The organism is Caballeronia sp. LZ034LL (assembly GCF_031451215.1).
In the GTDB taxonomy this organism is placed as follows: Bacteria; Pseudomonadota; Gammaproteobacteria; order Burkholderiales; family Burkholderiaceae; genus Caballeronia.
In genome coordinates this window covers 2,648,301-2,660,177 of sequence record NZ_JARUXR010000001.1, presented here as the reverse complement: position 1 = coordinate 2,660,177, position 11,877 = coordinate 2,648,301, and the positions used below count along the sequence as shown (strand labels likewise).

The window sequence follows — 11,877 nt, the reverse complement described above, 5'->3', positions numbered from 1 at the left end:
ACCACCCCTTCCCATCCCGAACAGGACCGTGAAACGACTCCACGCCGATGATAGTGCGGATCACCCGTGTGAAAGTAGGTAATCGTCAGGCTCCTCATGTTCCAAACAAAAACCCCACCCCACAAAGGTGGGGTTTTTGCGTTTCTGACCGACTCAGCGCTAATAGCAGACTCACGCTAAGCCAGTCCAACCATAACGCGCCAACCAAGAATCAAACCAAAACCACCCGCGCGCTAGAATTTCTCTTTTGTATCTGCCAAGGCAATCGCCTACCGAGTTCCCATGCTACGTCTAAGCGAAATCAAGCTCCCGCTCGATCATCCCGAGTCCGCGATCGAAGCTGCGGTCATCGCTCGTCTCGATGAGATTGGCGTGGCGGCCAAGGAACTCGTGCAGTTCCATGTCTTCCGCCGCGCGCACGACGCACGCAAGCGCGGAGACATCAAACTCACGTACATCATCGACGTCGAGTTGCAGAACGAAGCCGCGGTCCTGAAGCGGCTCGAATTACAGCCGAGTCCGCATTGCGTTCCGACGCCGGACATGGCCTACCACTTCGTAGCGAAAGCACCGGCGGAATCGATGCAACTCAGGCCCGTCGTGATCGGCATGGGGCCGTGTGGATTGTTTGCCGGCTTGATCCTGGCTCAGATGGGATTCCGTCCGATCATCCTCGAACGTGGAAAAGCCGTACGCGAGCGGACGAAAGACACATGGGGCCTCTGGCGGCGTAACGAGCTCAATCCCGAGTCGAATGTGCAATTCGGCGAAGGCGGCGCCGGCACGTTCTCCGACGGCAAGCTCTACAGCCAGATCAAGGATCCGAAACACTACGGCCGCAAGGTGCTCGACGAATTCGTCAAGGCCGGCGCACCCGAAGACATCCTGTACCTGAGCCGGCCGCACATCGGCACATTCAGGCTCGTCAGCATGGTCGAAAAGATGCGCGCCGAGATTCATCAACTGGGCGGAGAAGTCCGATTCCAGCAGCGCGTCGAAGACATCGAGATCGAAGGCGGCAAAGTGCGCGGCCTGCGTCTATCGTCCGGCGAGACGCTGCGATGCGATCACGTCGTGCTCGCGATTGGCCATAGCGCCCGCGATACCTTCCAGATGCTGCACGACCGCGGCGTCTACATGGAAGCGAAGCCGTTTTCACTCGGCTTCCGCATCGAACATCCGCAAGGCGTGATCGATCGCAGCCGCTTCGGCAAGTTCGCCGGACACGAGAAACTGGGCGCCGCCGACTACAAGGTCGTCCACCACGCCAGCAACGGCCGCGCGGTCTACAGCTTCTGCATGTGCCCGGGCGGAACGGTGGTCGCGGCGACGTCGGAGCCGGGGCGCGTCGTGACGAATGGCATGAGCCAGTACTCGCGCGCCGAACGCAACGCCAATGCGGGCATCGTCGTCGGCATTACGCCGGATGACTACCCGGGCGGGCCGCTCGCCGGCATCGACTTCCAGCGCAAGTGGGAAGAGCGCGCCTTCGAACTGGGCGGCCGCGATTACTGCGCGCCAGGCCAACTGGTGGGCGACTTCATCGCCGGGCGGCCCTCGACGTCACTCGGTTCGGTGACGCCGTCATACAAGCCGGGCGTGAAGCCGACCGACCTGAGCACCGCGCTTCCCGACTACGTGATCGAAGCGATCCGCGAAGCCCTGCCTGAACTCGACAAGAAGATCAAAGGTTTCGCCATGCACGATGCCGTGCTGACGGGCGTCGAGACGCGCACGTCGTCGCCGTTGCGGCTGCGTCGGAAGGATGACTATCAGAGCGTCAACGTCGAAGGACTGTATCCGGCGGGCGAGGGAGCCGGTTATGCGGGCGGCATCTATTCCGCGGCGATCGATGGCATCGAGGTCGCGGAAGCGCTCGCCCTGAAGATGATGGCCGAGCACGCCGCGACCACTTGAGTCGCTCAGGTCACCACACCCACCTGCCAGGGCACGAACTCGCTCTGCCCGTACCCATGCAGCTCGCTCTTCGACGCCACGCCTGACGCGCAGTCGAGCATCATCTGGAAAATCTGTTCGCCGAGTTGATCGATGGTCGCGCTGCCGTCGATCACGCCGCCGCAGTTGATGTCCATGTCCTCCTCTTGCCGCTCCCACAGCGCGGTATTGGTCGCGAGCTTGAGCGAGGGCGAGGGCGCGCAGCCGTAGGCGGAGCCGCGTCCGGTGGTGAAGCAGATCAGATTCGCGCCGGACGCTACCTGCCCGGTGGCCGACATCGGATCGTAGCCGGGCGAATCCATGAACACGAAGCCCTTCGCGTCGATGCGCTGCGCATACTCGTAGACCTCGACGAGATTCGTCGTGCCGCCCTTCGCGACCGCGCCCAGCGATTTTTCGAGAATGGTCGTCAACCCGCCGACCTTGTTGCCTGCCGAAGGATTGTTGTCCATCGCCGCGCCGTTACGGGCGCAGTAGTCCTCCCACCATTTGATGCGCGCGAGCAGCTTTTCGCCGACCTCACGCGTGACGGCTCGTCGCGTCAACAGGTGCTCGGCGCCATACACTTCCGGCGTTTCCGAAAGAATCGCGGTGCCGCCGTGCGCGACGAGCTTGTCCACTGCTGCGCCCAGCGCCGGATTCGCCGAAATGCCCGAATAGCCGTCCGATCCGCCGCACTGCAGGCCGACGATCAAATGCGCCGCCGGCACCGGCTCGCGCTTGACGCGATTCGCCTCTGCCAGCATGTCCTTCACCATCGCGATGCCGCGCTCGATCGTCTTCCGCGTGCCGCCGCTGTCCTGAATGGTGAAGCTGCGCAGTTTCTCGCCGTCCTTGAGCCCGCTCGATTCGAGCACGCCCGAAATCTGGTTCGTTTCACAGCCCAGGCCGACGAACAACACCGAATAGAAATTCGGATGCACTGCGTAACCCGCGAGCGTGCGGCGCAGGATGCCGAGCCCGTCGCCCTTCATGTCGATGCCGCATCCCAGCCCGTGCGTCAGCGCGATCACGCCGTCCACGTTCGGATAATCCGCCAGCGCTTCCGGATGAACGTCGCGCCGGAAATGATCCGCGATGGCCCGCGCGACCGTCGCCGAACAATTCACACTCGTCAGCACGCCGACGAAATTGCGCGTCGCCACCCGGCCATCGTCGCGGCGGATGCCCATGAACGTAGCGGGCGCATCGACGAAGGGCGTCGGATGGAGATCGACGCCGAATTCGTGCTCGCGCGTGAAATCGGCCATCGAGAGGTTCTGGGTGTGGACGTGCTGACCGCGCGCAATCGCCTCGCGCGCCACGCCGATGATCTGGTTGTAGCGCTTGACGGGCTCGCCGGCGGCGATGTCGCGCGTGGCGATCTTGTGTCCCGGCGGAATCAGCCCGGCGACGACGAGATCCTCGGACGCGATGCGCGCGCCCGAAACCAGCTGACGCGTCGCGATCACGACATCGTCTTTCGGATGCAGCCGGATGACGGCATGGTCGTTGAGTGGGGTGGACATGGTTTATGTTCTCAGACCGTGGAGGGGGCGTGGCTGTCGCGCCGCGCCTGTTCTTCTTCGGCGCGATTGAGCGGTTCGATCTTGCCGACAATCACAAGATAGCTGAATGCGCCCAGGAAGCAGAAGCCGCCCGCGACGCACAGCGGAATCACGAACGAGCCCTTGGTGATGGCGAGCATCACGCCGGTGAAGGTCGTGATGACGATGCCCGCCAGATTCGACGCGAAATTCTGGATGCCGCCGATGGAGGCGACGTGATCGGGCGTCGGCGCGACGTCGCTCGGCAGCGACCAGATGCTGGCCGCGGCGAACGCGAGGCTGGCGTAGGCGATGCCGAAGAACGCGAGCATCAGGTAGATGTTCTCGACGAACGCGCAGAGCGTGATGACCGAGGACAGCAGCATGCCGCCGACCATGCAGGTCTTGCGCGCGGCGGTGAGGCTCCAGCCGCGCTTGAACAGCGCGTCGGAGACCCAGCCGCCGAACCAGCCGCCCGGAATCGACATCAGTGCGGGAATGGTGCCGAGCGTGCCGAGCGACTTGAGCGAGAAGCCGTGTGCCTGGACGAGATAGCTCGGAAACCAGGTGATGAAGAAGTAGATCACGAAGTTCAGGCAGAAGAAGCCCAGCATCATGCCCCACAGCGTGCGGTACTTGAACAGCGACGCCCACGACACCTTGTTGCGCGGCGCGACCGGCACCGGCGCGACATCGGTTTCACCGGTCAGGTCGCCGCGCGACTTGTTCCGGTAGATCACAAACCAGCCGAGAATCCACGCGAAACCGATCACGCCGGTAATGACAAACGACGCTTCCCAGCCGAACGTGCTGATGATCAGCGCGACGACCGGAATCGACAGTGCGGAGCCGACGCGCGAGCCGCTGTCGAAGATGCTGGTGGCGAACGCGCGCTGTTCCTTCCTGAACCATTGCGACACGAGCTTCGCGCACGACGGATACGCGCCCGCCTCGCCGATGCCGAGCATCAGGCGGCAGCCGAACATGCCGGCGACGCTCGTCGCGACGGCCGTCAAGGCCGTGAAGACCGACCACCAGCCGACTGCGAGCGGCAGCGCGATGCGCGCGCCGACGCGATCGACGAACCAGCCGAAGGGCATCTGCATCAGCGCGTAGCTCCAGAAGAAGCCGCTCAGGATGAAGCCCATTTCGGCGGGACCGATGTTGAGCGCCTTCTCGATCTGCGGCGCCGCGACGGCGAGGTTGGCACGATCGATGTAATTGATCGCGATGGCCAGAAAGGCGAGAAAAATCACTACCCAACGCATTTTGCGCATTGCTTGTCTCCTCCGTGATGGGGCGGCACTTTTAATGTCTGATGACGTCGCCGCAATGCCGGCGCGGCGCGTCGTGATTCGAAAAGGGTCGTTCCGCTCTTCAGGCGGATTCGAGGGCGTCGCGCAGACGCTTCTGCGCAAGATCGAGCTTGAGTTCGCGCGCCAGATCGATCACCGGCTGGAAGCGGCGTTGCTTCTTTTCGCCATGATTCCGCGCGATGTCCGCGAGCCGGTGTACCAGGAACGGGTTCTCGAAACGGTCGCGCACGCTCGCCACATAGTCCGTGGCGACGTCGCGTTGACCGAGCGCCGCGAACACCGGCAGCACTTCATCGCGCCAGGTTGCTTCGAGCGGATCGCGGAAGGCGGCGTCGCGCATCGCGTCGAGGACGGTCATGTCGGCGGCGGCGTCGCGCGTGCGCCAGATTTCCGCGAGCATCGTGTGGCCGAGATTCAGCAGGAAGAGCTTGAGGCGCTCGTAGTGGGCGAGGTCGTCGGTGATCACGATGTCCTCGTGCTCGCACGGCAGCACCATGCCCGCCCGGCGCTCGATCGCCCACAGCGCGTATGGCTCGGCGATCGCGCCCACCGGCTGGATCGGCTCCGACACGATGCGGTCGACGAGCGAATTCACCCACACGCAATCGTTCGTCAGATAGTCGATGTAGGCCGCACTCAAGTCCCAGCCGCGCGCCACGCCGATCACCAGATCGCGCAGCGTGTCGCCGTTGCGGGACACCAGTTCGCAGGGCAGCAGCGTGATCGGCGCGGCGCCGGCGTTAAAGCGCGCGTACAGCAATACCGCGAGCTTGGCCGCGAAGCCGCGCGGCGCGCGCGGGCTGTCGAGCAGGTCGCGCGTGTCCTCGTCGAAGAGGGCGTAGCCGGCATCCGCGGTGTTCGAGACGATGACCTTCACGTCTCGCTCGATGCGCGCCTTGAGCAGCGGCCAGTCCTCGTCCGCATGGAGCGCTTCGCCGATGGCATCGCACTCGATGGTTTCGTCGATGGTCTCGTCCCGCCGGCGGCCGCGAATCCGCACCGGGTAGCGGCCCGTGTGTTTCAGCGCCTCGATACGGGCACGGCTGTCGGCGCTGGAGGTCGTCTGCACGACGGTGATCTTGCCGAGCGCTTTCGCCGGATCGCGCCGCGCCGCCTCGGCGACGAAGAAATCCACGTGCGCCTGCAAGAACCGGCTCGTGCCGAACTGGAGAATCGGATGGCTCATGAGTATGCGGGGCCGTTCGAACCGTTGGCGCGAGCGCCCGGTCGGTCGTTTATCGAGTGGGAACGGTTCCAGATCGCCGTAAAAAAAGTGGCCAACCTGGCCTTACCGGATTGCATACTAGTGGCTCGAAATAGAATTGGTCAAGCCACTTGAAAGCGGCCGGATCGAGGGTGAGCGCGGTTTTGCGGTGCTCGTCCCCTTCGGCTGATTACAATCCACGTTTTCCCCGACCCGAAAGCAGGAGCCCAGCACGTGAGCGTGAAACCTCCCGAGACGCGCCGCCTTTATCTCCAGATCGCCGATAAGCTGCGCGGGTTGATCGAGCAGCAGGATTTCGCGCCGAATGGCCGCCTGCCGTCCGAGCGCGAACTCGCGCAGCGGCTCGGCGTCTCGCGGCCATCGGTGCGCGAGGCGCTGGTCGCGCTCGAACTGGAAGGGCGTGTCGAGATCCGCATGGGATCGGGGGTGTATATCGTCGCCGCGCCGGTCGCCAAGCCTCCGGCCACCGAGACGGAGCTCGGCGAGAGCCCGATCGAGATCATGAACGCACGCAGCGTGATCGAAGGCGCGATCGCCGCGAGCGTGGCGCCGTTCGTCAAGCCGAAGGCGTTGAAGGCGCTGCGCGCGCTGTACGAATCGATGGCGCGCGAAGTCGCGAACGGCCAGGTGCCGATGGCCGCCGATCGTGCGTTCCACATCGCGATCGCGCAGATGGCCGGCAACGACGTGCTGGTGCGCACGGTCGGCAGTCTGTACGACGAACGGCATAGTCCGTTGTCATCGACCTTGCGGGGGCATTTCGAAGGGGAGGAAACGTGGCTCGCCGCACTGGGCGAGCATCGGGAGATTCTGGAAGCGCTCGAAGCGCGCGACGCCGTCCAGGCGCAGGCCGCCATGCAGCGGCACATGCGTCAGTCGGCGGCGCGGCTGATGACGAGACGCAAGGGCTGAAGCCGGTCCGGGTCCGCGACGCGCACCGGAATCAGCGAGCCGTGAAGCCCGGCTCGCCGTTCAGCCCGGATAGGCTTCATCGACTTTCAGACCAGCCAGCTTGAAGATGACGCGCAGCGTCTGCGGCGCGATTTCGCGGCGCGAGGCCAGCGTCGTCAGGACAAAGTCCATGACCTTCGCGTACTTCAGCATGGTCAGGCAGCTTTCGATATCGGTGGAGCCGTCGCGCATCGATTCTGCCAGGCGCAACATCTCCACGGAAATCTCTCGGGCCATCTCCAGTTCGAGTTGCTGCTTCTCGCTCCACGCGGGCATCGCCGTCAATGCTGCGAGCATGTCCTGAAACTGCTTCTCTGCTTTCTTGTCGGGGATCGCGTCCATCGCCGTCCTCTCATGTTCGTGGCGCCGGCGAGTCGCATCGCCGCGCTGTGCGTTTAGGTGTTACGTAACAAAGCCGGGTGCGGTGACATCGCGGATGCGTGTCGAAGCGTGGCCTGCCAGCTTGCTGCTCCTGCGTGCCGCATCGGTACGCGACGCGGAGCCGCGCTGTGTCGTCTCTTCCAATGGCCTCATTGTCGGACGATGCACAATCTGTTCCATGCGTGATCCTGCTACGCACTGGCCGATGAGCCGATGGCCGGAACACAGAGCGTCTTTGCGCTTTTGGGTAAACTTCCCCTTTTCAGGCGTGAGTACCAGCGGTTAGCGCACATTCAGCGCAAACACGCTCCGCCTTATTTTTTCGACAGACCTTCACGATGACCAGGAAGTCCCCCGCGCCGGGTTCGGAGAGCCCCGATCCCTCCGCCAAACACGAGATTCGCCCCGGGCAGTCGATCGAACTGCTGAAGGAACTCCATATCCTCACGCGCGACGGCAAGATGAATCAGGACAGCCGCCGCAAACTGAAGCAGGTCTATCACCTGTATCAGTTCATCGAACCGCTGCTCGCCGACGTGCATGCGCGCCAGGGAGCGGTATCGCTCGTGGATCACGGCGCGGGCAAGTCTTATCTCGGGTTCATTCTCTACGATCTGTTCTTCAAGACTCTGCGCGATCGGTCACACATCTTTGGAATCGAGACACGCGAAGAACTGGTGAAAAAGTCAGAGGAATTGGCGGCTCGACTCGGGTTTACCGGGATGTCGTTCCTGAATCTGTCGGTGGCCGAATCAATGCATTCGGACCGCTTGCCGGCTTCGATCGACATCGTCACCGCCCTGCACGCGTGCAATACCGCCACCGACGACGCTATCCAGTTCGCTCTGCAGAAGAAGGCGAAGTACATCGTGGTCGTGCCGTGCTGTCAGGCAGAAGTGGCTTCGGTGCTGCGCAAGAACAAGGGGCACTCGCTCTCGAAGAACGTGCTGACCGAAATGTGGCGGCATCCGCTGCACACGCGCGAATTCGGGAGTCAGATCACCAACGTGCTGCGCTGCCTGCAACTCGAATCGCACGGTTATCAGGTGAGCGTGACGGAACTCGTCGGCTGGGAGCACTCGATGAAGAACGAGTTGATCGTCGCGCAGTTCAAGGATCTGCCGCGCGGGCGGCCGGCGCAACGGCTGTCGGAGGTGCTGGAGACGCTCGGACTGGATGAGTTGCGCGAGCGTTTTTTCGCGCCCGCGCATTGATCAGCTTTTATCGTTCATCCACGCATTGAAGCCGTCGGGGCCGAGGCGGCGCAGCGTGTCGATGTTGCGTTCGTAGATGTCCGAGGCATCGGGAAAGGCCGCCACCGCGCGGTCGATGCTGGCCTCGCGCAGCAAGTGAAAGATCGGATAGGGCGCGCGGTTCGTGTAGTTGTCGATATCGTCCGGCTCGCTGCCTTCGAACTGATAGTGCGGATGGAAGCTCGCGATCTGCACTTCGCCCGCGAGCCCCATGTCGCCGAGCAGACGGTCGGCGAAGAACAGGGCGTCGTTGTACTCGGCGAAATCGGCGAAGGCGTTCGGCGTGATGAAGAGCGTCGTGTCGACGAGATCCGGGTCCGTTTCCTTCAGCAAGCGAAGCTCTTCGGCCAGTTCCACGACGAGGTCGTCTACGGCGCGCGCCTCGCTCACCACGTAGCGAATCTGTTCCTTGACATGCACGCTCTTCGCGAACGGACAGAGATTCAGTCCGATCACCGCGCGCGTGAGCCAGTGCTGCGTTGCCGCGATGACGTCTTCGTGGGAACTGCCTGGCTTCATGCGTTTTCCTGTCCGGGTTGGGCCTTGCAAGCCGCGTCGATCAGCATGCGTGCGATGCGCGGCGCCGCGACCAGCGGGCCGGAGCCCGGGCCGTAAGTCTGGCTGCTCGCATAGACGCCTTCGACCAGCAGCGCGAGGGAATCGGCGAGTTCATGCGGCTGGGCAGCGCCTGCCGCCGTCGAGATTTCGATGAGCCGATTCATCAGATATTTTTTATTGCGCTCGACCGGCTCGCGCGCGGCGTACTCCGGATCGCCGAATTCGCACGCGACATTCAGGAACGGACAGCCGCGATAGTCCGGTGCGGACGCGCGCTTCACCAGATCGTCGAACGCCTGGATCAGCTGTTTAGCCGGCTCGCCCGGATGTTTGTCGACGCTCGCTTCGAAGCGTCCCCGAAAGCGCTCGTCCATGCGGTCGAGATACGCCACCACCAGCTCGTCCTTCGATGCGAAGCGCCGGTACAGGCTCATCTTGTTGACGCCGGCACGCTCCACGACCGCATCGACGCCGATGGCGCGAACGCCATCGCGATAAAACAGCTCCTGCGCGGCATCCAGCAACTGTTCCTGCGCCGTCGCGCCGTCCGTGCGGACACTGCGGCGGGCAGGGGCTTTGGGTTGTTCCGTGGATGTTCGTGTCAAAGTCGCTTCCTCGTCATGCGAACTGCATGCTTGACATGTTACAGATCGGTCACTAAGCTCGCAACTCTGATGTGACAGACCGGTAACGAGTGATGTCGTCCGGGGCAGAGATCAACCGAACCACGGAACGGAGCGGCGATGAATTGGGTAGCGAGACGGCTGAACGGCCGGATGCATTACGGATGGATTGCGGTGGGCGTGGTGTTCTTCGTGCTGCTCGCCGCGGCGGGCACGCGAGCGACGCCGAGCGTCATGATGCTGCCGCTCGAAAAGCAGTTCGGCTGGTCGCGCGGCACCATTTCATTGGCGATCTCGATCAATCTGGCGCTGTATGGCCTCGCCGGGCCGTTCGCGGCGGCGGCGATGCAGCGCTTCGGCGTGCGTCGCACGGTGTTGACCGCGCTGACCACGCTGGCGGCGGGCGTCGCGCTCTCGTCGATGATGACCGCGCCCTGGCAAATGGTGCTGGTCTGGGGCGTGATGGTCGGCAGCGCGACGGGCGTCGCGGCGCTGACGCTCTCGGCGACCATCGTCAACCGCTGGTTCACCACGCATCGCGGTCTGGCGATGGGCATTCTCACCGCCAGCTCGGCCACCGGCCAGCTCGTGTTCCTGCCGTTCCTCGCGTCGATTTCCGAGCACTACGGCTGGCGTCCCGTGGTGTTCGTCGTCGCGGGCGCGGCGGTGATCGTGCTGCCGTTCGTCGCGTGGCTCCTGCCTGAACGGCCGGCGGATCTGTCGCTGCGTCCGGTCGGCGAGAAGGCCGATCTGCCGCCGGCCGCCGTCCCCGCCCCGAAGAACCCGATCAAGGTCGCGTTCAGCACGCTCGGCATGGCCAGCAAGACGCGCGATTTCTGGCTGCTGTTCTTCAGCTTCTTCGTTTGCGGTGCGAGCACGAACGGCTATGTCGGCACGCATCTGATCGCCATGTGCTCGGACTACGGCATGACGCCGGTGCAGGGCGCCAGCCTGCTCGCGGCAATGGGCATCTTCGACCTGTTCGGCACGACGCTGTCCGGCTGGCTCTCCGATCGCTTCAATGCCCGCGTGCTGCTGTTCTGGTACTACGGACTGCGCGGGCTGTCGCTGATCTACTTGCCGTATGCGTTCGGCATCGACTTCTTCGGCCTGCCGCTGTTCGCCGTGTTCTACGGTCTCGACTGGATCGCCACCGTGCCGCCGACCGTGCGCCTCGCCACCGATGTCTACGGCAAGGAAAGCGCGCCGATCGTGTTCGGCTGGGTCGTGGCGGGACATCAGCTGGGCGCGGCGTTCGCGGCGCTCGGCGGCGGGATGCTGCGTTCGAGCCTCGGCAGCTATACGGTCGCCACGATGATTTCGGGCGGACTGTGCCTCGTCGCGGCGGTGATCGTGCTGCGCATCAATCGCGCAGGACGGGCGATGGGCGTGGCGGCGACCTGAAGTGGTGAAATGAAGCGGCCGCAACGGGCTTGCTATCCTTGACGGCCTGCCTGCTTATCCAACCGTCAAGGACTCGAACCATGAACGCAAAACCCGCTCCGACCGATATCGACATCCACGAACTGATCGCCGGCCGCTGGAGTCCGCGCGCATTTTCCACGGAGCCGGTCGGGCGTGCGCAACTGCATCAGGTGTTCGAAGCGGCGCGCTGGGCGCCTTCGTCGAGCAATCAGCAGCCGTGGCGTCTGATCGCGTTCGACCGTCATCGCGACGAAGCCGCCTTCCAGCGCGCGTTCGACACGCTCATGCCCGGCAACCAGAAGTGGAACGGCAACGTGCCGGTGCTGGTCTGCGTGACGGCCGCGACGCTCACGGCGAAGGGCGAGCCGAATCGCACGGCCGCCTACGACACGGGCGCGGCCGCGATGGCGCTGGTCCTACAGGCACACGCGCTCGGCCTCGCGGCGCATCAGATGGGCGGCTTCGACCGCGACGCGTTCCGCCAGGCGTTCTCGATTCCCGAGGATGTGCAGATCATCGCGATGGTGGCGATCGGTCATCACGGCGATGCCAGCCAGCTCGACGAGACGTTGCAGGAGCGTGAAGCCGCACCGCGCGTGCGCAAGGCGCTCGGCGAAACGGTGTACGAAGGCGCGTGGAGCCGCGCGTTCGAATAAATCCCGC

General features: G+C 63.9%; 11 protein-coding genes. 5 read left to right on the top strand and 6 right to left on the bottom strand.

What is annotated here, in order from left to right:
• Window positions 1-282 precede the first annotated feature (282 nt).
• Window positions 283-1,917 (top strand): NAD(P)/FAD-dependent oxidoreductase, encoded by a 1,635-nt coding sequence (locus tag QCE83_RS12145; protein WP_309810168.1) that lies wholly within the window; start codon window positions 283-285, stop codon window positions 1,915-1,917.
• 5 nt (window positions 1,918-1,922) lie between these two features.
• Here the strand turns inward: QCE83_RS12145 and QCE83_RS12140 are convergent, their stop codons facing one another.
• From QCE83_RS12140 to QCE83_RS12130, 3 genes are all read right to left on the bottom strand, one after another.
• Window positions 1,923-3,464 (bottom strand): altronate dehydratase family protein, encoded by a 1,542-nt coding sequence (locus tag QCE83_RS12140; RefSeq protein ID WP_309810165.1) that lies wholly within the window; start codon window positions 3,462-3,464, stop codon window positions 1,923-1,925.
• Between the two features lie 11 nt (window positions 3,465-3,475).
• Entirely contained in the window at window positions 3,476-4,759 is a 1,284-nt protein-coding gene (locus QCE83_RS12135; protein ID WP_309810161.1) for an MFS transporter, read from the bottom strand.
• A 100-nt stretch (window positions 4,760-4,859) separates the two neighbouring features.
• Window positions 4,860-5,984, bottom strand: coding sequence for a mannitol dehydrogenase family protein (locus QCE83_RS12130; RefSeq protein ID WP_309810160.1), 1,125 nt, complete (start codon window positions 5,982-5,984; stop codon window positions 4,860-4,862).
• A 252-nt stretch (window positions 5,985-6,236) separates the two neighbouring features.
• Between QCE83_RS12130 and QCE83_RS12125 the strand changes: the two genes are divergently transcribed.
• Window positions 6,237-6,935: a FadR/GntR family transcriptional regulator gene (locus QCE83_RS12125; RefSeq protein ID WP_309810157.1), complete on the top strand. Its 699-nt coding sequence runs from the start codon at window positions 6,237-6,239 to the stop codon at window positions 6,933-6,935.
• A 60-nt stretch (window positions 6,936-6,995) separates the two neighbouring features.
• On the opposite strand, the gene QCE83_RS12120 is transcribed toward QCE83_RS12125, so the two are convergent.
• Window positions 6,996-7,316 (bottom strand): DNA-binding protein, encoded by a 321-nt coding sequence (locus QCE83_RS12120; protein ID WP_309810154.1) that lies wholly within the window; start codon window positions 7,314-7,316, stop codon window positions 6,996-6,998.
• 377 nt (window positions 7,317-7,693) lie between these two features.
• On the opposite strand from QCE83_RS12120, the gene QCE83_RS12115 reads away from it, so the two are divergent.
• Window positions 7,694-8,569 (top strand): SAM-dependent methyltransferase, encoded by an 876-nt coding sequence (locus tag QCE83_RS12115; RefSeq protein ID WP_309810152.1) that lies wholly within the window; start codon window positions 7,694-7,696, stop codon window positions 8,567-8,569.
• Here QCE83_RS12115 and QCE83_RS12110 read toward each other — a convergent pair whose 3' ends face one another.
• Window positions 8,570-9,127, bottom strand: a complete 558-nt coding sequence (locus QCE83_RS12110) for a DUF1415 domain-containing protein (RefSeq protein ID WP_309810151.1) — start codon at window positions 9,125-9,127, stop codon at window positions 8,570-8,572. It abuts the gene before it with no gap.
• Window positions 9,124-9,771 (bottom strand): TetR/AcrR family transcriptional regulator, encoded by a 648-nt coding sequence (locus tag QCE83_RS12105; protein WP_309810148.1) that lies wholly within the window; start codon window positions 9,769-9,771, stop codon window positions 9,124-9,126. Before QCE83_RS12105 ends, QCE83_RS12110 begins: the two co-directional genes overlap by 4 nt.
• A 138-nt stretch (window positions 9,772-9,909) precedes the next feature.
• Here QCE83_RS12105 and QCE83_RS12100 point away from each other — a divergent pair, with 138 nt between their 5' ends.
• On the top strand, window positions 9,910-11,193 hold the full coding sequence (locus tag QCE83_RS12100) for an MFS transporter (RefSeq protein ID WP_309810144.1): 1,284 nt from the start codon (window positions 9,910-9,912) through the stop codon (window positions 11,191-11,193).
• Window positions 11,194-11,273: 80 nt separating this feature from the next.
• The gene (locus QCE83_RS12095; protein ID WP_309810142.1) at window positions 11,274-11,870 is read left to right on the top strand and encodes a nitroreductase family protein; all 597 of its coding nucleotides are present in this window, start codon (window positions 11,274-11,276) and stop codon (window positions 11,868-11,870) included.
• Window positions 11,871-11,877 lie beyond the last annotated feature (7 nt).